This is a genomic window from Amycolatopsis coloradensis (assembly GCF_001953865.1).
Classification (GTDB): domain Bacteria; phylum Actinomycetota; class Actinomycetes; order Mycobacteriales; family Pseudonocardiaceae; genus Amycolatopsis; species Amycolatopsis coloradensis.
Map to the genome: position 1 here is coordinate 25,765 of NZ_MQUQ01000021.1, position 26,044 is coordinate 51,808.

The following is a 26,044-nucleotide window of genomic DNA, read 5'->3' on the forward strand; positions in this document are numbered from 1 at the left end:
GGCGTGGGGAAGAGCGAGAGGTATCTCGCGCGGATCGACGGCCGCCTTCTGCGAGCGTTGTCGCATCCGCTGCGAGTCCGGATCCTGGAACTGCTGCGAGAGGACGGCCCGGCGACGGCGTCCGGGCTGGCGAAGCGGGTGGGGGAGAGTTCGGGGACCACGAGCTGGCATCTGCGGCAGCTGGCCGAGTGCGGCCTGATCACGGACGACGCCGAACGCGGCAGCAGGCGCGACCGGTGGTGGAAGGCCGTGCACGAGGGCGACCGAATGCAGGCAAGGGACTTCATCGACGATCCCGACCTCGCCGGTCCTTTCAACGCGTACGCCCACACGATGATCGAGCGGCGCCACGCCGCCGAAGCGCAGTTCGTCGCCGAGGTGCGGGACTGGGCCGACGAGTGGATCGACAAGGTCAACTTTCACGACTCGCCGCTCCCGCTGACACCCGACGAGGCAGCCGCGCTGAGCGACGAGATCCTCGACGTGATCGACCGTTACCGCCGTCCGGAGCGGGACGGCGACACCCAGGTCCGCGTCCACTGGGCGGCCTTCCCGAGACGATCGCGGCCGGAACGGTCATGAGCAGGCTGCCGCTGGGGGCCCTGGTCGCGGCTTCGGGGATCTCCTCGGCCGGGGTGATGATGACGCTGATCGCGATTCCCTGGTATGTCCTGCAAAGCACCGGCAGCGGGACGAAGACCGGCCTCGTGACCGCGGCCGAAGTGCTCGGCCTGACGGTCGCCGCGCTGCTGGGCGGGCCGATCGTGGACCGGGTCGGCACGCGCCGGGCCAGCGTCGGCGCGGACCTGCTGACCACCGTCACGGTCCTGCTGGTCCCGCTCGCCGTGAGCACGACGGGGCTCAGTCTGCCGGGGCTGATCGTGCTGTCGTTCGTTATGGGCGTGTCGCGAGGCCCCGCCGACACCGCGAAACAGGTCCTGCTCGCGGGCGTCGTCGAACTCGGCGGAATCCGGCCCAGCCGGGGCGCCAGCGCCGTCGAGGCCGCGATGAGGACCGGCCGGATGGTGGGCGGCCCCGCGGCGGGCGCGCTCATCGCCCTGATCGGGCCCGTGACGGTGCTGTTCGTCGACGCCGGCGCGCTCCTGGTGTCCGCCGCGCTGGTGTCCAGCCTGATCCCCGCCGCGGCCGGTCCGCCGCGGGCGTCCTCGGACGGTTATCTCGACCAACTGCGCGAGGGGCTCGGGTACGTCAAACGCGATCGGGTACTGCGGGCGATGGTCGGCATGTTGATGCTCACCAACAGCCTCGATTTCGGCCTGCTCGGTGTCCTGTACCCGGCATATGGCGATCAGGTCCTGCACAGCACCGCCCTCATCGGCGCGATGATCACCGCCGTCGCCGTCGGGGGCCTGATGGGGTCGGCGCTCTACGGCTGGATCGGTCACCGGTTCTCGCGCCGCTCGGCGCTCCTGGCCGCCGTCGCCATCGAAGGCGCGCCGAGGTTCGCCCTGCTGGCGCTGGAACCCACGCCGGTCGTCCTGCTCGCGGGACTGGTGGTCGCCGGGATCGGGGCGGGCGCGCTCAACCCGATCGTGCTGCCGGTGGTCTACGAACGGGTACCCGAAGCCGTCCGCGGCCGCGTGTTCAGTCTCCTCGTCGGCGGAGTGCTGGCCGCGATGCCGCTCGGCTCGATGGCGGCAGGGCTGTTGCTGGACGGAGCCGGACTCGTCGGCGCGCTCGCGACGTTCGGTGGCCTGTACCTGATCGCCACCACCTTCCCGGCGATCTTCCCGGTCTGGCGGGGGCTCGACGACCCTGCCCCGATCGGGGGTGACCGGCTGGTGAGCCAAGGGGCGCGGACCGACTAGGCTCGGCGTCATGTCGCGCCGTTCCCTTCACCACCCAGCTCCCGATGTCGCCAGCCTCCGCGCCCGCCTCGACCGGGCCCGTGCCGCGGCGGCCGCCGCGGACACCGACGCCCTGCTGATCGCGCCCGGCTCGGACCTGCGCTACCTGATCGGACAGGCCGGGGGCTCCTTCGAGCGGCTGACCACTCTCGTGATCCCGGCCGACGGCGTCCCGGCGCTGGTGCTGCCGAAGCTCGAGGCTCCCGGCTACGCCGACGTCCCGGCCGAGGAACTCGGCATCGAGGTCGTCACCTGGGTCGACGGGGACAACGCCTACGAACTGGTCGCCGGCAGGCTGGGCAAACCAGGCCGGGTCGCGGTCAGCGACTTCACCCCGGCACTGCACGTGCTCGCCTTCCGCGGCGCGCTCGGCGACGCCGACCAGACGCTCGCCGGTCCGATCGTGCGCGAACTGCGGATGCGCAAGGACGCGGCCGAAATCCAGGCGCTGCGCGACGCGGGGGCGGCCATCGACCGCGTCCACGCCCGGGTCCACGAGTGGCTGCGGCCGGGCCGGACCGAGGCCGAGGTCGGCGCGGACATCACCGCCGCGATCGTCGAAGAGGGCCACACCCACGCGGACTTCGTGATCGTCGGCTCGGGCCCCAACGGCGCCAGCCCGCACCACGACGTCTCCGAGCGGGTCATCGAACGCGGCGACGTCGTCGTGGTCGACATCGGCGGCCCGATCGCCGAGGGCTACAACTCCGACTCCACCCGCACCTACGCGGTCGGCGAACCGCGTGACGCCGACGTCGCCGAGACGTACGCGGTCCTGCAGCGCGCCCAGCGCGCCGCGGTCGAGGCCGTCCGCCCCGGCGTCACCGCCGAGCAGATCGACGCCGCCGCGCGCGACATCATCGACGGCGCGGGCTACGGCGAGTTCTTCATCCACCGCACCGGCCACGGCATCGGCCTCGACGTGCACGAGGAGCCCTACATCATCAAGGGCAACGCGCTGCCGCTGGAGCCGGGCATGGCCTTCAGCGTCGAACCCGGCATCTACCAGCCGGGTCGCTGGGGCGCCCGCATCGAGGACATCGTCGTGGTCACCGAGGACGGCGTCGAATCGGTCAACCAGCGTCCGCACGACCTGATCGTGCTCGACGCATGACCGGTTCTCTGGAGCCGCTGGACCAGGCGATCGTGGGTGAACTGGCGGCTGACGGGCGGCGTAGTTTCACCGATCTCGCCGAGCGGGTCGGACTCTCGGTGTCGGCGGTGCACCAGCGGGTGCGGCGGCTGGAGCAGCGCGGCGTGATCCTCGGGTACACCGCGCGGCTCGACGGCGAGCAGATCGGCCTCCCGCTCACGGCGCTGATCTCGCTGACCCCGAACGACCCCGCCGCCCCGGACGACTATCCGCAGCGTCTCGAGCACATCAAGGAGATCGAGTCCTGCTACTCGGTCGCCGGGGACGAGTCGTACATCCTCCTGGTCCGGGTGGCTTCGCCGCTCGGACTGGAGGATCTGCTCCGCCGGATCCGCGAGTCCGCCAAGGTCTCGACCCGGACCACGGTGGTGCTGTCGACGCCGTTCGAAGGGCGCTCGCCGACGCTGTGACCGGGCCCTTCCCGGTAAATGGGTGGACTTGCGCGACGCTGGTACGATAAAAGGTATGGCAACACGTAAGGTCACTCTTTCACTCGACAGCGGTGCGCTCGAGTTCGCCGAGCGGGCCGCCAAGGCACACGGGATCTCGGTCTCGTCGTGGTTGTCCAAGGCAGCCCGCAGGGAAGCCGTCCGCACCGGGTACACCCCGCAGCGCGCTCCGGTCGCACCGTCCGCCGAATCGGACGAGGCCGAGCTGACCGCCGCGGAGAAGGATCTGCGTGCACAGGGGTGAAGTCTGGACGTACCACCCCCCGACCGAACCGGCACGGCAGCGCACCGTCGTGCTGCTGTCCTCGGACGGGGTGAACGAATCCGAGCGGCCGTGGCTGCTCGGCACCGAACTGCTCGACCGTGATCCACAGGACATCCTCGGTGTCGCCGTCGACGCGCGCTACTGGGTCTCCACGCTGAACCTCACACGTCTGTACCGGCCGTGGTTCGACGAAAAGATCGCGGAGATCGACCAAGAGGTCCAGGAGCGCATCGACATCGCGCTACGCGCCGCACTCGACCTTTAGCGGGCGATCACTTCGGGCGCGGCGTGCAGTTTGCGGTCGGGCCCGGCGAGGCACGACGCGTTACCGCCGCGTGCGGCGAGGAACTCGTTGAGGCAGTTCGCGATCTGAGCGTGCCCGTTCGCGTTGGGGTGGAACGACTCCTGGAGCGCGTGGCTCGCACGGTCCACCTGGCCGAGGTCGCGCAGTTGCAGCGTCAGCCTGCTGAACCACTCGTTCGCCGGGTCGCTGCTGCACGCCTCGCGGCCGGCGCCCGCCCGCGAAAGGTCGAGGAACCGCGCGCTGGTCGCCCTCGACGCCTGCTTGAGCCCGTCCGACAGGACGGAGACGCCGTCGCGCCGCATCCACTCCAGATCCTCGGTGCGGAACGGGCAGCCGTTGAGGCTGCGCAGCGCTTCCGGGATCTGAGGGCCGACAGGCGAGGCGTACGACATCAGCACGAGCTGGTAGTCCGCCGGGACGTAACCGGCCTGTGCCAGCACCTTCTTGACGTCAGCGACGGCGTTGGTCACCTTCGGCACCATCGCGTCCACTTTGGACTTCCAGGTGGTGCGAAGTGCTTCGCTGCACGGCGGATTCTGGGGCGAGAACCACGCCTTGAAACACTCGTTGACCTGGGCGGAAAACTTCGGCTCGTCGTTCGCGCCGATCGCGATCACCACCGCCGCGACCCGGTGATCCTTGACCAGGTTCGCGAGCTGCTGAGCCTGCGAGGGCTCGGTCCACTGCTTCGCCTCGCCAAGCGCGACCTGCTCCGAAGGCGCCCCGGAACACGCGAGGTTCACGCGCGCGGTGACGCCGGGGATCTTGATCTGCTCCACGAAGGCGTTGGGGGAGCGGTGGCACCAGTTGCCGCCCTGCCCGTTGGTCGTGGGCGTGTAGTCGCCCGCGCCTTCACCGGAAACGGTGCTGTCGCCGATGGAGACGACCGTCAGCGGCCCCGTCCCCGGTGGGCCCTGGCGCGGGGACGGCTGCCCTGGGCGGCTTTCCGACCCGCTAAAGGCAATGAACCCGACGAGAACCACCACGAACGTGAGCGCGAGAGCACCCCACCACCACCGGAAACGTCGCATCGTCATCGGAGTCTACGGACACCTGACCCGACCGGGTGATCATGGCGGATGTGACGGTGGCGATGCCGGGTCCCGACGCAGGTCTGGAGGGGGTCTTGAGTGGCGTTCGGGTTGGAGCCGAGGGTGGCTTAGGTACCTATCGCGGTGCGCCGGTGGCGGTTTCGCGTGATCAGCCGGACGACACACGTGACGGGATGGACGACACACGTGACGGGATGGACGACACACGTGATCGGATGGACGACGCGCGTGTCCAGCCGGACGACACGCGACGGGACCGGCTGCGTCCGTGTGTCGTCCGTCCGATCACACGTGTCGTCCGTCGGGTCACACGTGTCGTCCATCCGATCACGCGTGCCGTCCCATCAGCCACGCGAAACCGGCCCGGTCCGATCACGACCTGAGGAACCTCAGGCGCCTACCCAACGCCGGACCGCGGTATCGAGCAACTTCCGCGCGTTCTCGTCGGACGCCTCTTCGGCGTCGGCCCAGACGATGGTCCCGTCCGGGCGCACGAACAGGCTCGGCAGCGAGGCGACCGCGGCGATCGCCATCAGGAGTGCCTCGCCGGGAGCGTGGACCTCCAGCCCGGATCCGGCCGACCAGTCGAGGTCCGTCGCGACGAGCCGGAGCCCGCGCGGGCTCGAGACCGGAAGCGGCCGACGAGGTCGGCGCCGGGGGTGTCACGGTCTGGGCCGGGGGAGCGGAGTACGACGTGGGCGGAGGGTCGGCTTGCGGTATCGGGAGGCTGCCTCGGCACGCCGACACTGCCGTGCCGAGGCCGATCAAGAGCACGCCCGCCCGGGCACGCGAAGTCAGAGGTCTCACGTGGCCGACGCCAAGGCGCTTTCATGAAATTTGGATGAAACGGCCTAGCGCCTTGCCCAGTGGTACCGGAGCAGGCTCTCCAGCGGACGGAAACGCTTCCCCCGTACAGCCACCACTCGCTCAGCAGTTCGCCAGGAAGTGCCGCAACACCCGCGTGCCGAACCGCAGGCCCTCGACCGGGACGCGTTCGTCGACACCGTGCGCCATCGCGCGGTAGGGAAAGCCTTCCGGCAACCACAGCGGCGCGAAGCCGTAGCAGTCGATCCCGAGCGGACTGAACGCCTTCGCGTCCGTGCCGCCACCCATGCAGTAGGGCACCACGACGGCTTCGGGGTCTTCCGAGCGCAGCGCGCCCGCCATCGCGTCGAACCACGGCGAATCCACCGGAGCCTGGACCGGCGGCTGGTGCGCGACGAACTCGCGGGTGACGCCTTCGCCGAGCATCGCGTCGAGCTCCGCGAACAGGTCCGGCTCGGTACCGGGGAGGACGCGGACGTCCACCTGGGCCTCCGCCGAACTGGGGATCACGTTCACCTTGTACCCGGCGTCGAGCATGGTCGGTGTCGTGCTGTTGCGGACGGTGGGCACCACCAGTGCCCCGGCGGGGCCCAGCCGCGCGATCGTCCCGTCCACATCGGACAGATCGACCGGGACGCCGAGCGCCTCCCCGGTGCGCTCGAGGAAAGCCTGGACGGTCGGGGTCAGCTGGATCGGCCAGCGGTGCGCGGAGATCTTGCCGAGCGCGGTGACCAGCCGGGTGACCGCGTTCTCGTCGTTGGGCCGCGACCCGTGCCCGGCGCGGCCGTTGGCGGTTAGCCGCAGGTGGGCGGTGCCGCGTTCGGCGGTCGCCACCGGGTAGAGCCGCACGGTCCGGCCGTCGGCGTCGGGCACGTGGTAGCTGTAGGCGCCCGACTCGCTGATCGCGGCCGCGCACCCCTCGAACAGGTGCCGGTGCTCCGCGGCGAGCCAGTGCGCGCCGAACTCACCCTTGTCCTCCTCGTCGGCCACGAACGCCAGGACGATGTCCCGCCGCGGCCGGACGCCGGTGGCGAGGGCGGCGAGGACCATCGCGATGAAGTCCTTCATGTCGACCGCGCCGCGGCCCCACAGGAACCCGTCACGGACCTCGCCCGAGAACGGGTCCACCGACCAGTCGGCGGCGTCGGCCGGGACAACGTCGAGATGCCCCTGCACCAGCAGCGCGGGCAGGCTCGGGTCGGTGCCGGGGACACGCGCGATCACGTTCGCGCGGCGGTGCGCGGACTCGATGATCTTCGCGCCGATCCCGAGCCCGGACAGCAGCGACGCGACGTACTCGGCCGCTTCGCGCTCGCCTTCGGAATCCCCGTTGCCCCGGTTCGTGGTGTCGAACCGGATCAACCGCGAACAAACGTCGACGACATCCATCTCAGCGTTGTTTCGGGGACCCGCGCCCGCGATCGCGTCGCCGGGGCGTACCTTTTCGCCGCCTGACATGCCCTCGCTCAGGGCGCCCTGCCGCCGCGATAGCGGGGACTGCGGCCGAGCGGGTTCCGTGTCGGTGGCCCGGTCGGGAAGCTCGCCCTGTGTTTCCATTTCAGCCATAGATACCTTGCACCGCCCCAGCCGCGATCGCCGTGACGATCTTGAACGCCTTCATCGCTTCGGTCATGTCCGGCGCGTCGAAGCCGACCCGCCGCACGCCGATCTGTTCCACCGTCGGGATCACCGCCGCGGCCTGCGCGAGATGACTCGCGTCGAACTCGACCTCGATCCGGTGCGGGGTGGTGAACCGCTCGACCCGGCCCGCCCGGTTCATCGAGTCCGCCGCGGCCGAGGACAGCAGTTCGGCGGTCCTGGCGGGCGGCAGGCAGATCGCGGCGTAGCGGCTGACGCACTCCTTCACCGTGACCAATTCGGCCTCCGGCGCGTAGTCCTGGGCGTCGTCACAAGCCTTGTCGTCACCGGAGACGACCAGCACCGGGACGCCGTATTCGGCGGCCATCGCGGCGTTGAGCCTGCCTTCGCTGGCGGGGACGTCGTCGAGCCACACCCCGGTGATCTGGTTCTCCAGGTACGTGTGGGACAGGACGCCGTCGAACCCGGCGCCGGCGTGATAGCCGAGGAAGACGACGCCGTCGACGCCGGTGTCGATGCCCTGCATCATCGAGAGTGGCTTGTGTCTGCCGGTGAGCATGCGTGCCCGGCCGTCGAGGTCTTCGAGCAGGAGGTTCCGCTGGGACGAATGCGCCTCGTTGACCAATACGTCGGTGGCGCCGGAGTCGAACAGGCCGGCGATGGTGGCGTTGACGTCGCCGGTGAACAGGCGCCGGAATCGCTGCCACTGCTCGGTGCCGGGGATGACGTCTTCGGTCCAGGTGACGCCGGTGGCGCCCTCCATGTCCGCCGAGATCATGATGCGCATCCGGGCACCCTAACCGAGGCGCTTTGCCCTCGCCGCCGGATTCAGGGCCACGAACCGGAACGGGGGTAGACCGCCCAAGCGCGCTCCCAGGCCGCGGCCCGGTGCCGGTCCAGCACCAGCCGGACGATCCGGTGGAGCAGGACGAGCCCGGCGACCACCGCGAACCACAGCCAGAGGCCGACGAGCACGGAATCGAAGACGGCCGTGGACGTGGTCCTCGGGGCGGCGGCCAGCTCACCGCGGGCGTCGATCCAGATCGGCACGGGCGATCCGGCGGGGCTGCCGGGCGTCGCGAGCACACCGCCGGTGTGCCGGGCGCCGCGTGAGTCGGTCCACGTCGCCTCGGTGGTGGAGTTTTCGGTCCCGACGCTCTCGCTGTCGACGATGCGGACGGGCGCGGACTTCAGCAGGTACGCGGTGGTGGCCTGACGTCCGATCGCGTCGGCGGCGGCCGCGGCGACCTGCCTGCCGTGGTTGGCCGAGCCCGCGGCGGCCGCGACCGGGACGGCGAGGAGCGCGGCGAGGATGACGAGCTTCAGGAGGAGGGCTTCGAAGCGGTCCGAGCCGCGCGCGAGCGAGTTGTGACCGGGAAAGAGCCGTCGCCGGAACCGGGCGATCGGACCGCTGGACCCGTGCACGAGGAACCCCATTCCCTCAGACCGCGAAAAACCTCCGGCTTTGATTCTCGGTCACCGGGGCGCCCCTGTCGCGATAGGGGGACAGAGACCACTCTGTGAACCCGTACACAACCTTTAATTCGTTTTGCCCGCCCGCGTTCTCCCGCTACCGTCTTCGTCATGGGGATTTTCTACTTCTACCTGTGATTCTCGTCTTCGACGCGGCCCTGGCGTAGAGCCTTCGCTCCGCCGGGCCGCGTCCTTCCGCGTGCGCTCTTCTTCCTTCGCCGTGCGCGGAACCTCCCCTGCCCGATCGCGATCGGCCGTGCCGAGAATCAGGAGGACGCCCCTATGCGTACCCCGCATCGGAATCCCGGAACACAACTCGTGCTCTCCGGTGTCACCAAACGTTTCGACGACCACGTTGTGTTCGACCAGGTCGGCTTCACCGTCAAACCGGGGGAGCGGGCGGGTGTCATCGGCGACAACGGCTCAGGCAAGTCCACCCTGCTGAGGCTGATCGCCGGCCGCGAAGAGGCGGACAACGGCACGGTGACCGTCACCGCGCCCGGCGGCGTCGGCTATCTCCCGCAGACGCTGGAGTTGCCCGAAACCGCCACGGTCGGCGATGCGATCGACTTCGCGCTCGCCGACATCCGGGAACTGGAATCCCGGCTGCGGGCGGCCGAGGCGGCGTTGGAATCCGCCGAAGAGCTGGCCGTGTACGGCGACCTCACGGCCGCCTACGAAGCCCGCGGCGGTTACGAGGCCGACGCCAGGGTGGAGGTCGCCCTGCACGGGCTTGGTCAGCCGGGTCTCGACCGCGCGCGAGCGCTGGGCAGTCTGTCCGGCGGGCAGCGGTCCCGGCTCGCCCTCGCCGCCACCTTGGCCGCGTCGCCGGAATTGCTGTTGCTGGACGAGCCGACCAACGATCTGGACGACGAAGCCGTCGCCTGGCTGGAGAACCACCTTCGCGGGCATCGCGGAAGGCTCGTCGCGATCACCCACGACCGGACGTTCCTCAGCCGAGTGACCACCACGATCCTCGAGGTCGACGCGGACCGCCGGACCGTGCATCGGCATGGCAACGGCTACGCGGGCTACCTCGCGGCGAAGGAGGCCGCCCGGGCCCGGCGGGTCCGGGAGTACGAGGAATGGAAACAGCAGAAGGCCCGGAACGAAGCACTGGCGGACGTCAATATCGACCGGTTCTCGGCGATCCCGCGCAAGGCCCCGGCGGCTTTCAGCGGGGCAGGCGCGTTCCGGGCCCGGTCTCGGGCGCACGGGGCGATGAGCCGCATCCGGTCGGCTCGTGAGCGGATCCAGCGGCTGGAGGCCGACCCGGTTCCGCCGCCGCCTGAGCCACTCCGGTTCTCCGCGCGGATCGCCGCCGGTGAGGCGGGAGCCGATCAGCACGTGGTGAAGGTGGACAACGTGTCGGTGGCCGGACGACTGCTGCCGACGTCGCTCAGTGTGCTGCCGGGGGAGCGAGTACTCGTGACCGGTCCCAATGGAGCGGGCAAGACGACCCTCATGCGGGTGCTCGCCGGTGAACTGGCCCCGTCGGCGGGTTCGGCGGACCGGTCGGGCCGGATCGGGTTCCTGCACCAGAACGGCGGCCTCGTCGGCGACGCTCGAAGCGTCTTGGCGGTGTTCGCGGGGGAAGGTGATCAGGAGGAGGCCGCCGGGAAGCTGTTGTCGCTGGGCCTGTTCCGCGCCGCTGATCTGCGCAAACCGGTCCGGGAGTTGTCCGTCGGACAGCGCCGCAGGCTGGAGCTGGCCAGGCTCGTGACCGCCAGGACCGACCTGTTGCTGCTCGACGAGCCGACGAACCATCTCGCCCCCGATCTGGTGGAGGAGATGGAGCAGGCACTCGCGGAGTACCCCGGCGCGCTGGTGGTCGTCACCCACGACCGGCGGATGCGGCGGACGTTCGAGGGCAGGCGCCTCGAACTGGCGCCCGAACCGGTCGCCGTCTGACGTGTCTCTTGTGGACGGTCAGGTCAAGGGTGCGAGCGGTCCGTCCACGAGTGAAGTCCCGGGACCAGTCGTCATCCTGCGATGCGGACGCGTGCACAGCCGAAAGTGTCGCGCATAGTGAGACGGCGACCGCCAAAGCCACCGCCCGGCGTAACCTTTCCCGATGCTCCGGCCACTTCGTCGATCGTTCACCGCTGCCCGCCATCTTCCGGACGCCAACGCGGGTGAACGGCGTAAACAAGCGGCCGTCCGGGGACCACGACGATGACGTTGGGGAGATGATCGACTTGACCGGCAGCACGGTCCGGCACGCTGTCTATCTGCCGCCTTTCGGCCCGTTCGGTGAGCCCGCTGTGCTCGTCGACCTCGCCGTACGGGCCGAAGCGGCGGGCTGGGACGGGTTTTTCCTGTGGGACCACGTCGTCGCGGACACGATGCCCATCGCCGATCCGTGGACGACGCTCGGCGCCATCGCGCACGCCACCAGCGGCCTGCTGTTCGGGCCGATGATCACGCCGCCCGCCCGGCGCCGTCCCTGGGTGGTCGCGCGGCACGCGTCGACGGTCAGCCGGCTCTCCGGTGGGCGGCTGATCCTCGGCACCGGCCTCGGTTCGGACGAATCCGGTGACTTCAGCCGGTTCGGTGAACAGACCGACTTGCTGACCCGGTCGGCGATGTTCGACGAAGGCCTCGACGTCATCCGCGCGATCTGGTCCGGGCGGCGGTTCGACCACGACGGCGCGCACTATCAGGTCGCGCTGGCCGAGGCGCCGCCCGAGCCGTTCCGGATCCCGATCTGGGTGGCGAGCTCCACCGACAACCCGCGCGTGGTCCGGCGAGCGGCGTTGTGCGACGGGATCTTCCCGAATCCGGAGGACCACACGCCGACCGCCGAAGAGATCGCCGACACCCACCGCGCGCTCGGCCTCGCCGGACTGGAACCGGGGCGCTCCTTCGACGTCGCGGTCGCCGGGAACGCCAGCCCCGCGTGGGAGGAGCCGATCAAGGTGGACCTGCCCGCGCTGGGGGAGGCCGGGATGACGTGGTGGATGGAGTCGCTGATGCACCACGATCCGCTGGAGCTTTCGCAGAAGATCGTGGACGACGGGCCGCCGCGGTGGTGAGGCGGTCACGGGGTAGTGAGCGCCGTTTCAGGTTCTGACTGTCGCCACTCGCTGGTGGGACCAGTGGGCTGGCCGTGTCGCGTGAGTGGTTGGACGGCACATGTGATCAGATGGACGACACGCGTGAGGGAATGGACGACACACGCGCGGCGGCGGCTGCACGCGAGACCGCCACTCGCGCACCGCAGTAGGCACCTAAGACACCCCGGACCCCGCCCGGCGCCGCGGTGCGATCAGGTCCACCTCGACGCGAGCCCGCGCGCTCGGGTTCAGGGCCGTGGGCGGGATGGTGTCGCGTCGATGTACCACTCACGGTTGAACACGAGGCCGAAGAGTGGCGCGGGAAGCCGGGTCAGGACGCGCATCAGCGGCGCGAGCCTGCCGTTTCCCCTCACCTGCGAGGAATGGGCGGCGATCGCGGCCTGCTTCTGACGCGCGAAGCGCCGGACGGCGAAGGTGTGCGTGATTTCGGACCGGGCACTGTAGGCGCGGAGCAGCGCGTCGACGTCGTAGCGGAACGGGATCCGCGCGAGCCGCACCAGCCGTACCAGGCGTGCGACGGCGTCGCGGGGAATGGTCGCTTCCAGCAGCCGGACGTTGACGGCGAGCTCCGCCGCCCGTCTGCCGACCTCATGCACTTTGACGTGGTCGGGGTGGCCGTAGCCACCGTTCCGGTCGTAGCTCAGCAGGACGGACGCCTTCTCTTCACGCAGGATCGCCACGAGACGCGCTGCCGCGTCCTCAGTGCTCGCGCGGACGAACCGGACCCAACCCGGCGGATCCGGGTGGAGGATCGGGCCATGGCCGCTACCGGCGTATCCGAGGTGGACGACCCGTTCGACGCCCAGCACCTTCGCGCTCGCCTCGAGTTCTGACAGCCGTGCCGGGTCCTCGCCTCGCATGCCGATGGTGGCGACCACCAGGACGACGCGATGCCCGTCCGCCGCGGCGCGGGCGAGGGTGCCCCCGGTCAGCAGCGCTTCGTCATCTGGGTGCGCGTGGAAGGCCACGATGGTCGTCACGCTCCGAGCATGCCCGAGGACGCCGAAACAGTCGGTGGTCAAGTCTTGACCGTCCGTCGAGCCCGTGGGTAATCTCTCCTTTACTTTCCGATAGTAAGGAAAGTTTCCTTTTTAACTCCGCCGCCCTGACCGTCGGCCCACCAACGCCGGTGCCGCCGACGCGAGAGGAGAAGCCGAATGCGCTGGGACAAGATCCGTCTCCGGGTGACGGCCGCACTGGCCGCCGGACTGCTGGCCCCGATCGCCACCGCGAGCACCTCGACGGCGGCCGAGACCGCGACAGAACCCGCGACGCAGGCCGCCGCCGCGCTGCCGCCCGGCACCCCGGCCGCGGTCAACGGGCAGCTGAAGGTCTGCGGCCTCCAGCTCTGCAACTCCGCGGGCAAGCCGATCCAGCTCCGTGGCATGAGCACCCACGGAATCCAGTGGTACAGCCAATGTGTCAAGACCGCTTCGCTCGACGCGCTGGCCAACGACTGGAAGGCCGACGTCCTCCGGATCTCGATGTACATCCAGGAAGGCGGCTACGAGACCAACCCGCGCAAGTTCACCGACATGGTGCACGGGTACATCGAAGAAGCCACCAAACGCGGCCTGTACGCCCTGGTCGACTGGCATCAGCTCACCCCAGGCGACCCGAACGCGAACCTCAGCCGCGCCAAGACGTTCTTCACCGAGATCGCCCAGCGGCACAAGGACAAGACCAACATCATCTACGACATCGCCAACGAGCCCAACAACGTCGGCTGGGACCGTGTCCGCAGCTACGCGGAGCAGATGATCCCGGTCATCCGCGCCCAGGACTCCGACGGTGTCGTGCTCGTCGGCACCCACGGATGGGGCTCGCTCGGCATCTCCGACGGTCGCGACGAGACCGACATCGTCAACAACCCGGTGCGCGCCACCAACTTCATGTACACGTTCCACTTCTACGCGGCGTCGCACAAAACCGAGTACTTCAACGCCCTGACCAGGGCCGCGAGCAAGATCCCGCTGTTCGTGACCGAGTTCGGCACCCAGACCGCCAGCGGTGACGGCGGGAACGATTTCACCAACTCCCAGAAGTACCTCGACTTCCTGGCATCGAAGAAGATCAGCTGGACCAACTGGAACTTCTCCGACGACAGCCGTTCGGGCGCGGTGTTCAAGCCGGGCACCTGCTCGGGCAGTTCCTTCACCGGCACGGCTCCGCTGAAGCCCGCCGGTGTCTGGATCCGGGACCGGATCCGCACCGCGGACAACTTCCCGACCTCCTGATCCGGGGAGCGCGCACGTCATAAAAGGGTCTTTCCTGACGAGATTCGCCGGGAAAGACCCTTTCATGACATTTGCTCAGCCCAGCGTCTCGAAGTCGAGCGCGGCGAGGCGGTCCGGGTCGGCGAGGATGTCGATCGCCGCGATCTTGCCGTCCACGACGGTGAAAGCGAAGACCGTCTGCGGCACGCCGTCCTTGGTGACGACCATCCCGGCCGCGCCGTTGACCAGCGCGGGGAGCAGCTCTCCGCCCGCGCCTGCCTGCCGGAACACGAGCGCCTGACCGGCGACCGTCGCCGCCCCCCGCACGGAGCGCGAGGTTCCCGCCGGAGCCGCGCCGCCCTCGGCACGGAGCACCACGTCCGGGTCGAGCACCGAAACCAGCGCGTCGAAGTCGCCGCCCCGTGCGGCGGCGAAGAAGGCGTCGACGACTTCCCGCTGACGGCCCAGGTCCGCGTCGGGCACGATCGGCGAGCCTTGAAGGCGGCGGCGGGCGCGGCTGGCGAGCTGCCTGGTCGCCCCCGGCGTCCGGCCCACGATCGGCGCGATCTCGTCGAACGGCAGGGCGAACATGTCGTGCAGCACGAACGCGAGCCGCTCGGCGGGGTCCAAGGTGCCGAGTACGACCAGGAGCGCGAGCCCGACCGAATCCGCCAGCAGGACCTCGTGTTCCGGATCGATCCCGCCCTCCCGGCCGATGATCGGGTCGGGAAGCTGCGCGCCGACCGGGTCCTCGTGCCGTGACTTGCGCGAACGCAGCATGTCGAGACAGATCCGGCCGACGACGGTGGTCAGCCAGCCGCCGAGGTTGTCCACGTCCTCGGAGCCTGCCCGGCTGAGCCGCAGCCAGGACTCCTGTACGGCGTCGTCCGCTTCGCTCAGCGAACCGAGCATCCGGTAGGCCACCGCCCTCAGGTGTGTCCGGTGCCCCTCGAAGCGCCGCGCCAGCCAATCGTGTTCGTCCACGGTCCCCATCCTTCATCACTGTCCGTCGCAACCCTGACGGATGGCGGACGGCAGATGTGACAGCGAGGCCCCCTTCGCGCGCCCACCGTGTCGGAAACCGGGTACGCCGTTCGACGTGTAGGCAGAACCGACCGAAGGCGCGAACCCATGTCCTCGACCGTGCTGTACATGTCGATGTCCCTCGACGGCTTCATCGCCGGACGCGGGACCTTCGAACCGGCCGAAGGTGCGCTACTCGAACGACGTCGAGGCCGCGGTGCGCGCCACCAAACGGGCCGCCGGTGACAAGGATGTGCTGATGCACGGCGCGAGTACAGCTCAGCGGATGCTGCGCGGGCCTGCTCGACGAACTCGGAATCCACCTGATCCCCGTGTTGCTGGGGGACGGGGTCCGGCTGTTCGAGCACCTCGGCATCGCACACCGAGAGCTGGAGCGAGTGCGGGTTCTCGAAGGCGAAGACGGCGTCATCCACCTCCACTACCGCGTTGTCGGATAGCCGCCGTCGACCTCCTTCACCGGCTTGTGCGGAAACCGGCGTTCGGCGTGGTCCTTCGCCGCCGAACCCGGTTGCACGTAGAGCGTCTCCACCTTGTCCTGCAAGGGTTTCACCACGGTTCCGAGAAAGCCGCGGCGGTCGTCGAGGTAGGGCCCGAGCACGTCCTCGCCCGCTGGGCAGACGGCCATGCAATACGCGGCCTTGTAGTTCGGCTTGAACGCGAGGCTCTGCCACATCGACACGTTCTCCGAGTCGGTCACCCTTGACCGGAAGTCGGCGGCGTCCTCGCTGTCGGCCACGGTCTGCGCCCATTCGGTGAAGCCGCTCATGAACTCGCGGTAGTTGTGCGTCGAGCAGGCGAGGAAGTCGAACTCGCCGGTCTTCGAGATCGCCCCGATCGGACAGGCCGCGACGCACAACTTGCACTCCAGACACAGGTTGTAGTCGAGGGGCTCGCCGTGGGCGGAGACCTCGGCGTCGACCAGAAGCGTCGCCAGGAGCACGAAGTTGCCGAACTTCGGGTGGATCACGTTGCGGTGCAGCCCCATGGCGCCGAGTCCGGCCGCGACGGCGACCGTCTTGTGCGCGACCACCCAGATCCGGCCGGGGTAGTTCTCCATCTCCATCGGAAACGTCGCCGACGGGTTGATCGCGCGGTACCCGGCGTCCTGCAACGCCCGGACGATCGTGTGCCCCGCCTCGTTGATGATCTCCCCGCTGCGGTGGAACTCCTGGTTGGCGACGCTCCGGGCGGGGGAGCGGACGTCGTCGCGGTTCATCCGCACCACGAGCGAGACCAGGGTTTTGGTGCCGGGCAGCGCCCGCAGGACGTGTGCACGTTCGCCGGCCAGATCCGGGTGGTCGAGCGAGACAGCCGCCGCGTCGTCGGCGCCCGCGGCGAGGCAGATCTCCTTGAGCCAGGCGGCGTCGATCACCGGTGCCGGGGTGCCGCGCGGTTTGGCGAGTACCGCTTGGACTGACGGATGTCCGGCGAGTTTCTTGGGGAGCCTGCCGGTCACAGGGCCTCCACGATGGTCGCGTTCGCCTGGCCGCCGCCCTCGCACATGGCTTGCAGGCCGTAGCGGGCGCCGTGGTGGTGCAGCGCGTTGACCAGGGTGCCCATCAGCCGGGTCCCGCTCGCGCCGAGGGGATGGCCGAGCGCGATCGCGCCGCCGTGGACGTTCACCTTGGCCGGATCGGCGCCGGTCTCCTGCTGCCACGCCAGTACGACACTGGCGAAAGCCTCGTTGATCTCGAACAGGTCGATGTCCCCCAGCCGCAGGCCCGCGCGTCGCAGCACCTTCTCCGTCGCCGGGATGACGCCGGTGAGCATGAGCAGCGGGTCGGATCCGGTGACGGCGAAACTGTGCAGGCGGGCGCGAGGCCGGAGGCCCAGCCGGGCCGCGGTCGCGCTGGAGGTGATGAGGACGGCGGAGGCCCCGTCGTTGATCGGGCTGCTGTTGCCCGCGGTCACCGACCAATCGATCTGGGGGAAACGCCTGGAGATCGCCGGATCCTGGAACGCCGGACGGAGTTTAGCCAGCGTCTCGAGGTTCGTGCCGGGGCGCACTGATTCGTCGGTGGACACCAGACCGGACGGCGTTTCGATCGGTACGATCTGGCTCGCGAACCGCCCGAGTTCGTGCGCCCGCGCCGCCTTCCGGTGCGACGACACCGCGAACTCGTCCATCGCCTCGCGGCTGAGCGACCACTTCGCGGCGATGAGTTCGGCGCTGATCCCCTGCGGTATCAGGCCTTCCGGATAGCGCTCGGCCACGCCTGGGCCGAGGGGATCGGTACCGGGCAGCACGTTCGACCACATCGGGACGCGGCTCATGGACTCGACGCCACAGGCGATGACGACGTCGTAGGCGCCGGCCAGCACGCCTTGCGCGGCGAAGTGCACGGCCTGCTGACTGCTTCCGCACTGCCGGTCGACGGTGGTCGCGGGCACGCTTTCCGGCAGTCCCGCCGCGAGCGCCGCCCACCGCGTGACGTTCTGGGCCTGCTCACCGACCTGGTCGACCGCGCCGCCGATGACGTCGTCGATCAGCGCCGGGTCGAGGCCGTTGCGTTCGACGAGTGACCGCAGAGTGTGGGCCAGCAACTGGACCGGGTGAATCTCGTGCAGGGCGCCGCCGGGCTTCCCCTTGCCGATCGGTGTACGGACGGCGTCCACGATGACCGCGTCGAGCACGGCTGCCTCCAGCAGAGTGAGTTGGGATCTCCAACTCACTGTGGCATCGAGTGGGTTGGAAATCAAGACTCAGTGGGTTTACGCTGGTCGTATGACCGAAGGACCGAGGGACTGCTCGATCGCCAACGCGATGGAGGTGATCGGGGAGCGCTGGAGCCTCCTCGCGCTGCGCGAGGTGTTCTTCGGGGCGCGGCGGTTCGACCAGATCGTCCGGAACACCGGGGCGAGCCGGGACATCCTGACCGCGCGGCTACGCAAACTCGTGGAGACGGGGATCCTCGAAAAGCGGCTTTACGAGGAGCATCCGCCCCGGTACGAATACGTGCTCACCGCGGCGGGGCACGCACTCAACCACGTGCTGCTGAACTTGATGGCGTGGGGCGACAAGTACGTCACCGAGGGGCCGCCGCCGACGGTCTGGCGGCACTCCTGCGGGCAGGATCTCGCGCCGGAGACGGTGTGCGCGCACTGCCACGAACCAGTGCGGGAGAAGGACATGACGTTGGTGCGGAGCACGCGCCGCGTGGTCGGATCGTGAGTGGTGAGACCTTCGCGCGAAGTACATGAAGGCCCCCTTCATGTACATAGGCGCAATGAAGGGGGCCTTCATGTACATAGGCGCAAGGGTCGAGCGGGGAGGATTTCGGACGGTGAACGTCCGAAATCCTCCCCGCTCGGGGGTTCCGCACCGGTATGTCCCCATACCTCCATCGCCAGCCTCACACAGCGACAAATAGCAGCCTGAACTGCAAGATCCCGACGGTGGCCGGGCGAAGGCCTCAGGAACCGGCAGCCCACTTCCGCTCGATCAGCCGCATCAGCGCCGGATAGACGAACAGGTACCGGAACGGCTTGATGAACCCCATGTACGCCCGTCCGAACCGGCCGTTGGGCCGGACCAGCACCGCCATCTGGCCGCGATAGTGCCCAGGCTCATCTTCGACCCACGCGAGATGCAGGATCCCGTGCATGGTGCTGTTCGCCATCTCCGCGGCGAATTCCTCGTCCAGCCGGTAGATCGGCGTGAACGGCAGCCAGTCCTCGTCCGGGCCGGTGAGAGTTTCGCGGAGGTCGTCCGGCAGCCTGTCCCGGACTGATTCGACCCGTGAGTCGAGGCCGGAATCCCGTCCGTCCAGCCGGAACAGCGCGCCGAGTTTCCAGCGCAGCGCCCACAGTGCGCGGACGATCAGGGGCGCGCCCGCCGGGAAGTCGCCCGACGAGAACTGCTTGACCAGTCTGGCGAAGTCGTCCGGCCCGCCCGGTGTTTCCAGCGCCCAGACGTCTTCGACGTCGAAGTCTCCGGCGATCTCGTGGATCCGCCAGGACCGCGTGGTGTGCGCGGTGTTCGCGAGTTTCATGTCGACACCAGCCGCACGATCTCGCGAGGCCGGACTTCGCAGTCGTCGAAGGCGACGTCCACGTCCGCCGATCCCAGTGCCCGCATCGAGGCGGCCTGCGCGGTTTCCGATTCCCAGCGCACGATCGAGACGACCGCGTCGCCCGCCGCGGTGACCCAGCATTCGGCGGCGAGGCAACCCGGAGTGGCTCGCAAGGCGTCGGCGACTCGCTGGACTCGCGTGACGAAGTCGTCGTGGTGGTCGGGACGAGGATAGTGCGTCGCCACGAATCCGACAGTCATGTTTGGTGCCTCCCAGTGTGTTCCGCCATCTATACGGTAGCGTATATATCGCCGTCGTGGTGGCGGGGTGACGCGAGATACGGTGATCGTCATGGCCGCGGGAATCCGGACACCGCCGAGTGCGTGGATCGACGCCGGGCTGCGCGCGCTGTCGACAGGCGGTCCCGACGCGGTCCGCGTCGAGGCGCTCGCGAAGACGTTGGGCGTCACCAAAGGCGGGTTCTACGGGCATTTCGCCGATCGTGGCGCGCTGATCGAGGAAATGCTCGCCACCTGGGAGCGGATGAGCACCGGGGAGCTGTTCGAAAGCGTCGAGCGCGGAGGTGGGGACGCCAGGGCGAAGATCCGGCGCGCCGGAATGCTCGCGGGCGACCGTCTCCTGCCGATCGACCTCGCGATTCGCGACTGGTCGCGGCGCGATCCGGCGGTCGCCGAGCGGCTCCGGCGGGTGGACAACCAGCGGATGGACTACCTGCGGTCCCTCATGCGCGAGATCTTCACCGACGAGGACGAGATCGAGGCCCGGTGCCTGCTCGCGTTCTCACTGCTCGTCGGGAAGCACTTCATGGCCGCCGATCACGGTGGCCGCAGCCGCGACGAAGTCACCGAACTGGCCGGGAAACTGCTGCTCGGCGGTGGTCAGGCCGAGTCGTCATCCTCTTCGGGCGTCGTCGGGACCTGCTTGCGCGCGACGTAGATGAGCAGCCCGATGATGACCACGGGACCGACGAAGATGAGGATCTCGTCCCAGCCGCCCTGGTGCATCATCATCACCCGCGCCGCGATGGTCATGAGCCGGAGACCAGCGCGATCCCGAGTGCGGTGTAGCCGATCATCAGCGCCAGCATGGGGTACTGGCCCACCTTGACGTAGTTCGCGCGCAGCACGCCGACGGAGCGATCGTGGGCGGAGGTCACGGCCAGCACGTGCCCGGCGACGATCCCGGCGATCTGCACCAGCGCGATCACCCCGGCCGAGACCACCGTGTAGTCGATCGCGCGACCGAAGCCCTGCTGCCCGGAGAACACGGCGAACGAGAAGTAATGCGCGACGGTGTAGCCGACCATGATCGGGATCAGGGACGGCGCGAACGCGGGATACGGGTCGAACCCGCGGCGCAGATACGGCCTGGTCAGGCTGATGGCACCCGCGTAGGCGCCGTAGGTGAGCGCGATACAGACCGCGAGCCCCGCGGTGCCGCCGAGGACACCGGCGTCCAGCGACCTCCAGAACGGAAGGCGGGTCAGGCCGTCGAACGCCGTCGAGCCGAGCACCACCAGCACCAGCGCGGTCAGCCACGGCGCTGGGGAGAGGGTGAGCAGTCCGTCGAGCGGATTCCTGACCACGAGACGCCCGTCGCCGCGCCTGCCGAAAGGGGAGAGGGCCGCGATCAGGCGCGCGTAGACCTCGAAAGCGTCGCCGCGGTCGAACCAGCGCGGACCGAAGACCACACCGAAAGCAATGTGTATAACGGCATACATGGCGCAGAAAAGAGCGATCGCGCGTGGTGAGTCCGAATGCGGGAAGACCAGTTCCAGCCAAAGAAACGCGAGGAGGCCGATGATCGCGGGCAGGTAGCCCAGCCGGTCCGGGAGTTCGCGGTGCCGGGCGGGAATCAGCGACGCGACCGTCCTCAGTGGATTCAGCCGTCGCCAGACCGGGCCGAACAGCAGCGAAAGCGGGACCAGGCCGACCCAGAACCAGGCGTAGAACCACGCCGGAGCCGGGTTGCCTGCCGAACTGTCGGGACCGGCCGTCGCCATCACGAGGAACCCCGCGAACAACGCCACGCCGAGCACGCGCAAAGCGATCCGGGTGAAGGCGCTGTCGACGAACCGTTGCAGTGGCAGGGGAAGCTCGCGGCCGGCTTCAGCGCCGCGGAGCTTCGGTTCCTTCCAGAAGATCGTGAGCGCGAAGAAGGAGACCACCACGGCCGCCGCTCCCGCGTAGAGCGCGAGCCACAACGGGACCGGCAGATCGGACCGGCCGCCGAGACCGTGCGCCAGGATCATCCGCCCACCCGGAGCTTGGTCACCGCCGCGCCGCTCTTGTGCAGTTCCACCTCGAAGATGCCGTCGATGTTCGCGGTGAAGGAGACGGTCCCCGGCACGCCGGGCGCCAGCCGGGCGGCCTTGTCGTAGCCGTGGACGTGCAGTTCGTCCGCCTGGTCGGAAGTGACCTCCAGTGCGACGTTCTCGCCGGTGCGCACCGCGACTTCTTCCGGGCCCGCCGTGCGCTTGCCCTCGGCGATCGAGAACTTCACGGTGCGGGTTCCGGTGTCCGGCGGCTGTGCGGAACCGGTCGATCCCGAACAGCCGGTCACGGCCAGCAGCGCGGCCACGGTGATTCCGCCGATCCTCCGCATCGAGGTTCCTCCAAGTCGTCCCCCCGGCTTGCCTGGCCGGGACCATGCCCCTATCGTGTTACCCCAAGGTAACAGTTACTTAGGTTAGCAGGAAGGCGAGATCGGTGTTCTTGGCTCAGGAGAGCCCGCCTGCCGGCGGCGCGCAATTCGGGCAGATCGTCATCGCGGGCCTGATGTTCACCGCGGTCTTCCTGCCCTTGGCTGTTTTCGTCCTTCGCGAGCGCGCGGGGAAGCGGACCGTCTTCGGTCGCGTAGCCGATTGGATGGGCGACTTCAGTGGCCTGCCCCGCTGGGCGGCGCTGCCGATGTTCGTCGCCTTCCTCTCCGGGATGTCGGCACTGATCGGCGTCTACTGGGACGTGCCGATCCACATGGAACTCGGCCGTGACGAAGGACCGCTCGCGAACCCGTCGCACTATCCGATCTACTTCGGACTGATGGGCATCTTCGCCAGCGGCGTGCTCAGCGCGACACTGGCGACCAAGGACCTGCCGAAGCGCACGTTCAAGATCGGCCCGCACTGGCGGGCGCCGATGGGCTCCATCCAGATGATGGCCACCGGTCTCGTCGGCATCGCCGGATTCCCGCTCGACGACGTCTGGCATCGGCTGTTCGGTCAGGACGTCACCGAATGGGGACCGACGCACGTCCTGATGATCGGCGGCGGCGTATGTGTCGTGCTCGGTTTGCAGCTGCTGCTCGGCGAGGCACGCCAGGTCGGCGCGACCGGGCCGATCGTGCGCCTGCTCGGCCCGGTGCTCGCCGGTGCCTGGATGATGGGGGCTTCGGCGTTCCTCATGGAGTTCGACCTCGGCGTCCCGCAGTTCCCGATGCTGTCCCAGGTCGTGCTCGTCGGCCTGATCGGTGCCTGGACGCTGACCTACGGGCGGCTGTCCTGGGGTCCCGGCGGCGCGTTGATCGTCGTCGCGGTCTTCCTCGCCACCCGTGCTTCTTTCACGATCATCCCGCTGTTCGCGGACCTGCACGTCGCGTCGCTGCTGCCCTATGTCGCCGAAGCGGTGATCATCGAGGTCGTCGCGCTGGCGATGCGCAACCGTCAGGGTTACTCGTTCGCCGCTGTCGCCGGTCTGCTCGTGGGGACGGCCGGGATGCTCGCCGAGGCCGCGCTCACCCACTGGCTGATGCCGAACCCCTGGCCGGCGGCGCATCTGCCGTTGTTCGTCCTGTTCGGGACCGGCGCGGCACTCACGGGCGCGTTCATCGGCGTCTGGCAGTTCCACCGGGTCGAGGAGACGGCGACGCTGGAGCCCGCGGCCGGTCCCCGGCACCGGGTCGGGCTGGTCGGCGCGCTGGGCGCGGTCGCCCTGATGTCGGCGGTCGCCGTCCCGCAGGACCCGGAGGCGGGGTTCGCCGCCGACATCCGGCTGACCGAGGCCGCCGCCGGGCTGCCGATCTCGAACCCGCACGGCGGTGGCACTCCCCGATGGGTCGATGCGACCGTCACGATCTCCCGGCCCGATCTCGCGGACGACGCCGTATGGCTGACCGGCTTCGCTTGGCAGGGTGGCGACTTCTTCACCGCTCCGCTGGAGAAGATCGGCGAAGGCATCTATCGCACGGCGCAGCCCCTGCCGGTGTTCGGGCAGTGGAAGACCGGGATCCGCGTGCACGTCCCGAACCGGATGATGGGGCTCGCCCCGATCTACGCGCCCGCCGACCCGGCCGCGAACGCCCCGGCGATCGACGCGGCATCGGGTTCGCGCGCGTTCATGTCCGAGATCGAGTTCCTGCAACGGGAGCGGAAGTCGGAGACGCCCGCCGTGCTGTGGACGATCGCGTACGCCACCGTCGGGATCATCTTCGCCGGCATGTGGGCGCTGTTCGCGTGGCTCTACGCCGCCGCCGCCACCGCGCGGCGTCGTGAGGTCCCCGTCGGCTGACTCCTCACGTTTCGTCCTCTGGTTGCGGTACTTGCGTGCGCAACGACCGCAACCAGAGGACGAAACGCTTTGCTCGCCCTTTGTCGTACGTATCGATTGAGCATCATCACGCGCAAGCCTTTTGCAAGCTCGCTTCCCTTGAATACCCAGGACAGTGCACGTGTTCCCAGCTCGCGCGCCGGAAGGGTGACTTAAAGCTACTGCCGTCGAACATAAAGTAGCTGTCGACCACGCGACGGCATCCGTCGTGCACGATCGGTATTGGCGAGTCATTGCGCGGTTACCGCGACATGTGGTTACTTTTCCGCTTCGGGGGTTGGGCACAGCGAGTTTCGATGGGGTGGTCTTCGTGCGCACAGAGCGTTTTCCCAGGCGACGGCGCGGTCTTCGCGTGGTCGCGGTCCTCGCCGCTTCGGCGGTCGCGACGGTACCTTTCGTACCGGCCGCGACGGCGCAGCAGCAGGGGAAGGTGCTGCGGGTGGCGCTCACGACCGGCATCGACCACCTGAACCCCTTCACCGCCCAGCTGGCGGCGTCGACACAGGTCGGCCGGTTCACCTATGAGTTTTTGACCCTGCCCTCGGCCGAAGACACCCAGCCCACCGGCGGTGTCGCGGAATCGTGGAAGGCCTCGGACGACAAGCTCACCTGGACCTTCACCATCCGCCAGGGGATGAAGTGGTCGGACGGCAAGCCGGTGACCGCGCAGGACCCCGCGTACACCTTCCAGCGGATGCTCGACGACGAGAACGCCCGCACCGCGAACGGCAGCTACGTCACCAACTTCGCTTCGGTGTCGGCGACGGACGACAAGACGCTCGTCATCAAGACCAAGACGCCGCAGGCGAGTATGACCGCGCTCGACGTCCCGATCGTGCCCAAGCACATCTGGGAGCCGATCAAGGATCTCAACGCCCCCTCGACCGACGAGATGGCCGTCGTCGGCGTCGGCAGCGGGCCGTACCTGCTGACCGAGTACAAGAAGAACGAGTTCGTGAAGTTCAAGGCGAACAAGGACTACTGGCGCGGCGCCCCCAAGGTCGACGAACTGCAGCTGCTGCAGTTCAAGGACGCCGAGGCGGCGGTGAACGCGCTCAAACAGGGCGAGGTCGACGTCATCAACCGGCTCACGCCGACGCAGTTCGACGCGCTCAAGGGCGAGAAGAACATCACCACGAACAAGGCTCCCGGGCGCCGGTACAACGAGCTCATCATCAACTTCGGCGTGAAGAACGTGGCGGACCAGCCGATCGGTGACGGCAACCCGCTGCTGAAGGACATCCGCGTCCGCAAGGCGATCGCGCAGGCCATCGACACCAAGTCGATCGTCGAAAAGGTGATGAGCGGCTACGGCCAGCCCGGGACCGGTGTCGTCCCGGCTATCTACAAGGCCTACACCTGGACCCCGTCCGACGCGGAGAAGACCAAGTTCGACATCGGCGCCGCGAACGCCACGCTCGACCAGGCAGGCTTCGCCAAGGGGCCCGACGGCATCCGCGTCGGCCCTGGCGGCGCGAAGCTGGAGTTCCGGCTCACCGGCCACGCGAACCGTCCGTTCGACCAGCGCACCGCGCAGTTCGTCAGCGGCTGGCTCAAGGACGTCGGCATCGGCATCAAGCAGGATCTCGTCTCCGACGACGAAATGGACGACCGCACCACCGCGGGCAACTACGATCTCGCGATCTCCGGTTACGGCACTTCGCCCGACCCGGATTACGCGCTGTCGCTCAACACCTGCGCCGCCCGCCCGAACGCCGAGGGCAACGGCGGCAGCAGCGCGACCTTCTTCTGCGACCCGCAGTTCGAAGAGCTGTACAAGAAGCAGCTGACCGAGTTCGACCCGGCCAAGCGCGCCGAAATCGTCAAGCAGGCCCAGGCCGTGCTCGCGAACCAGTACGTCGACGTCGTCCTGGACTACGACAACGTGCTCGAGGCCTACCGTTCGGACAAGTTCGCCTCGTTCACCAAGCAGCCCCAGCCCGACGGCGCGATCCTCGAGCAGTCCGGCTACTGGGGCGTGTACGGCGCCACCCCGGCCGACGCGGCCGCGGCGAACGCTGAGGACAGTGGCGGTAACACCGGACTGTGGATCGGCATCGGCGCGGTCGTGCTCGTGGTGCTCGTCGGCGGCGGCGTGCTGCTCGGGCGACGCGGCAAGTCGGCCGACGACCGGGAGTAAG

28 protein-coding genes are annotated in these 26,044 nt (G+C 68.9%); 14 read left to right on the forward strand and 14 right to left on the reverse strand.

Annotated features, from left to right (window positions below; genetic code table 11):
• The first annotated feature begins 3 nt into the window (after positions 1-3).
• From BS329_RS34525 to BS329_RS34550, 6 genes are read left to right on the forward strand one after another with little or no spacing between them, the layout of a single operon-like run.
• Entirely contained in the window at positions 4-582 is a 579-nt protein-coding gene (locus BS329_RS34525) for an ArsR/SmtB family transcription factor (RefSeq protein ID WP_076166765.1), read from the forward strand.
• A complete protein-coding gene (locus BS329_RS34530; protein ID WP_076166768.1) occupies positions 579-1,829 on the forward strand; it encodes an MFS transporter in 1,251 nt (416 codons plus the stop codon). The genes BS329_RS34525 and BS329_RS34530 overlap by 4 nt, the downstream gene beginning before the upstream one ends.
• 10 nt (positions 1,830-1,839) lie before the next feature.
• On the forward strand, positions 1,840-2,982 hold the full coding sequence (locus BS329_RS34535; protein ID WP_076166770.1) for a M24 family metallopeptidase: 1,143 nt from the start codon (positions 1,840-1,842) through the stop codon (positions 2,980-2,982).
• Entirely contained in the window at positions 2,979-3,431 is a 453-nt protein-coding gene (locus BS329_RS34540; RefSeq protein ID WP_007035424.1) for an Lrp/AsnC family transcriptional regulator, read from the forward strand. Before BS329_RS34535 ends, BS329_RS34540 begins: the two co-directional genes overlap by 4 nt.
• Before the next feature lie 55 nt (positions 3,432-3,486).
• A complete protein-coding gene (locus BS329_RS34545; RefSeq protein WP_076166772.1) occupies positions 3,487-3,714 on the forward strand; it encodes a hypothetical protein in 228 nt (75 codons plus the stop codon).
• On the forward strand, positions 3,701-4,000 hold the full coding sequence (locus tag BS329_RS34550) for a hypothetical protein (protein ID WP_005150941.1): 300 nt from the start codon (positions 3,701-3,703) through the stop codon (positions 3,998-4,000). Before BS329_RS34545 ends, BS329_RS34550 begins: the two co-directional genes overlap by 14 nt.
• Here BS329_RS34550 and BS329_RS34555 read toward each other — a convergent pair.
• The 5 genes from BS329_RS34555 to BS329_RS34580 form a co-directional block, all read right to left on the reverse strand.
• On the reverse strand, positions 3,997-5,070 hold the full coding sequence (locus BS329_RS34555; protein WP_208619328.1) for a GDSL-type esterase/lipase family protein: 1,074 nt from the start codon (positions 5,068-5,070) through the stop codon (positions 3,997-3,999). The two genes, BS329_RS34550 and BS329_RS34555, sit on opposite strands and share 4 nt — an antisense overlap.
• Positions 5,071-5,480: 410 nt before the next feature.
• Positions 5,481-5,624, reverse strand: coding sequence for an aromatic-ring hydroxylase C-terminal domain-containing protein (locus BS329_RS44220; RefSeq protein WP_208619321.1), 144 nt, complete (start codon positions 5,622-5,624; stop codon positions 5,481-5,483).
• Positions 5,625-6,018: 394 nt separating this feature from the next.
• The gene (locus tag BS329_RS34570) at positions 6,019-7,374 is read right to left on the reverse strand and encodes a M20/M25/M40 family metallo-hydrolase (protein ID WP_425266392.1); all 1,356 of its coding nucleotides are present in this window, start codon (positions 7,372-7,374) and stop codon (positions 6,019-6,021) included.
• 100 nt (positions 7,375-7,474) lie between these two features.
• Entirely contained in the window at positions 7,475-8,302 is an 828-nt protein-coding gene (locus tag BS329_RS34575) for a M55 family metallopeptidase (protein ID WP_034306700.1), read from the reverse strand.
• Between the two features lie 41 nt (positions 8,303-8,343).
• Positions 8,344-8,952 (reverse strand): Rv1733c family protein, encoded by a 609-nt coding sequence (locus BS329_RS34580; RefSeq protein WP_076166775.1) that lies wholly within the window; start codon positions 8,950-8,952, stop codon positions 8,344-8,346.
• A 318-nt stretch (positions 8,953-9,270) separates the two neighbouring features.
• Here BS329_RS34580 and abc-f point away from each other — a divergent pair, with 318 nt between their 5' ends.
• Both abc-f and BS329_RS34590 read left to right on the forward strand, forming a co-directional pair.
• Positions 9,271-10,899, forward strand: a complete 1,629-nt coding sequence (gene abc-f, locus BS329_RS34585) for a ribosomal protection-like ABC-F family protein (protein WP_076166776.1) — start codon at positions 9,271-9,273, stop codon at positions 10,897-10,899.
• A 278-nt stretch (positions 10,900-11,177) separates the two neighbouring features.
• Positions 11,178-12,023 (forward strand): LLM class flavin-dependent oxidoreductase, encoded by an 846-nt coding sequence (locus BS329_RS34590; RefSeq protein WP_076166778.1) that lies wholly within the window; start codon positions 11,178-11,180, stop codon positions 12,021-12,023.
• A gap of 269 nt (positions 12,024-12,292) precedes the next feature.
• Here BS329_RS34590 and BS329_RS34595 read toward each other — a convergent pair whose 3' ends face one another.
• Positions 12,293-13,045, reverse strand: coding sequence for a PIG-L deacetylase family protein (locus BS329_RS34595; RefSeq protein WP_076167159.1), 753 nt, complete (start codon positions 13,043-13,045; stop codon positions 12,293-12,295).
• Positions 13,046-13,222: 177 nt separating this feature from the next.
• Here BS329_RS34595 and BS329_RS34600 point away from each other — a divergent pair, with 177 nt between their 5' ends.
• Positions 13,223-14,302 (forward strand): glycoside hydrolase family 5 protein, encoded by a 1,080-nt coding sequence (locus tag BS329_RS34600; RefSeq protein ID WP_076166779.1) that lies wholly within the window; start codon positions 13,223-13,225, stop codon positions 14,300-14,302.
• A 75-nt stretch (positions 14,303-14,377) separates the two neighbouring features.
• Here BS329_RS34600 and BS329_RS34605 read toward each other — a convergent pair whose 3' ends face one another.
• Complete coding sequence (locus BS329_RS34605; RefSeq protein ID WP_076167161.1) at positions 14,378-15,265, reverse strand: sigma-70 family RNA polymerase sigma factor; 888 nt, start codon at positions 15,263-15,265, stop codon at positions 14,378-14,380.
• A gap of 371 nt (positions 15,266-15,636) precedes the next feature.
• Here BS329_RS34605 and BS329_RS45265 point away from each other — a divergent pair, with 371 nt between their 5' ends.
• A complete protein-coding gene (locus BS329_RS45265; protein WP_279628238.1) occupies positions 15,637-15,762 on the forward strand; it encodes a hypothetical protein in 126 nt (41 codons plus the stop codon).
• Here the strand turns inward: BS329_RS45265 and BS329_RS34610 are convergent.
• Positions 15,744-16,781, reverse strand: coding sequence for a 4Fe-4S binding protein (locus BS329_RS34610; RefSeq protein ID WP_076166781.1), 1,038 nt, complete (start codon positions 16,779-16,781; stop codon positions 15,744-15,746). The two genes, BS329_RS45265 and BS329_RS34610, sit on opposite strands and share 19 nt — an antisense overlap.
• Positions 16,778-17,959: a thiolase family protein gene (locus tag BS329_RS34615; protein WP_076166784.1), complete on the reverse strand. Its 1,182-nt coding sequence runs from the start codon at positions 17,957-17,959 to the stop codon at positions 16,778-16,780. The genes BS329_RS34610 and BS329_RS34615 overlap by 4 nt, the downstream gene beginning before the upstream one ends.
• Before the next feature lie 91 nt (positions 17,960-18,050).
• Between BS329_RS34615 and BS329_RS34620 the strand changes: the two genes are divergently transcribed.
• The gene (locus BS329_RS34620) at positions 18,051-18,497 is read left to right on the forward strand and encodes a winged helix-turn-helix transcriptional regulator (protein ID WP_076166786.1); all 447 of its coding nucleotides are present in this window, start codon (positions 18,051-18,053) and stop codon (positions 18,495-18,497) included.
• A gap of 241 nt (positions 18,498-18,738) precedes the next feature.
• Here BS329_RS34620 and BS329_RS34625 read toward each other — a convergent pair whose 3' ends face one another.
• Together BS329_RS34625 and BS329_RS34630 are read right to left on the reverse strand one after the other, a co-directional pair.
• Complete coding sequence (locus BS329_RS34625; RefSeq protein WP_076166789.1) at positions 18,739-19,317, reverse strand: DUF2867 domain-containing protein; 579 nt, start codon at positions 19,315-19,317, stop codon at positions 18,739-18,741.
• Positions 19,314-19,598: an antibiotic biosynthesis monooxygenase gene (locus tag BS329_RS34630; RefSeq protein WP_076166792.1), complete on the reverse strand. Its 285-nt coding sequence runs from the start codon at positions 19,596-19,598 to the stop codon at positions 19,314-19,316. The genes BS329_RS34625 and BS329_RS34630 overlap by 4 nt, the downstream gene beginning before the upstream one ends.
• Positions 19,599-19,689: 91 nt before the next feature.
• On the opposite strand from BS329_RS34630, the gene BS329_RS34635 reads away from it, so the two are divergent.
• Complete coding sequence (locus tag BS329_RS34635) at positions 19,690-20,295, forward strand: TetR/AcrR family transcriptional regulator (protein WP_076167162.1); 606 nt, start codon at positions 19,690-19,692, stop codon at positions 20,293-20,295.
• Here BS329_RS34635 and BS329_RS44025 read toward each other — a convergent pair.
• The 3 genes from BS329_RS44025 to BS329_RS34645 are packed head-to-tail and all read right to left on the reverse strand — an operon-like array spanning position 20,238 to position 21,963.
• The gene (locus tag BS329_RS44025; RefSeq protein ID WP_167480053.1) at positions 20,238-20,390 is read right to left on the reverse strand and encodes a hypothetical protein; all 153 of its coding nucleotides are present in this window, start codon (positions 20,388-20,390) and stop codon (positions 20,238-20,240) included. The genes BS329_RS34635 and BS329_RS44025 overlap by 58 nt on opposite strands.
• Positions 20,387-21,610 (reverse strand): hypothetical protein, encoded by a 1,224-nt coding sequence (locus BS329_RS34640; protein WP_076166794.1) that lies wholly within the window; start codon positions 21,608-21,610, stop codon positions 20,387-20,389. The genes BS329_RS44025 and BS329_RS34640 overlap by 4 nt, the downstream gene beginning before the upstream one ends.
• Positions 21,607-21,963, reverse strand: coding sequence for a cupredoxin domain-containing protein (locus BS329_RS34645; RefSeq protein WP_076166797.1), 357 nt, complete (start codon positions 21,961-21,963; stop codon positions 21,607-21,609). Before BS329_RS34645 ends, BS329_RS34640 begins: the two co-directional genes overlap by 4 nt.
• A gap of 104 nt (positions 21,964-22,067) precedes the next feature.
• Between BS329_RS34645 and BS329_RS34650 the strand changes: the two genes are divergently transcribed.
• A complete protein-coding gene (locus tag BS329_RS34650) occupies positions 22,068-23,864 on the forward strand; it encodes a hypothetical protein (protein ID WP_076166799.1) in 1,797 nt (598 codons plus the stop codon).
• A gap of 391 nt (positions 23,865-24,255) precedes the next feature.
• Positions 24,256-26,043 carry an ABC transporter substrate-binding protein gene (locus BS329_RS34655; protein WP_076166802.1) on the forward strand — a complete coding sequence of 596 codons (1,788 nt, stop codon included), beginning with the start codon at positions 24,256-24,258 and terminating at the stop codon, positions 26,041-26,043.
• Position 26,044: the final 1 nt, after the last annotated feature.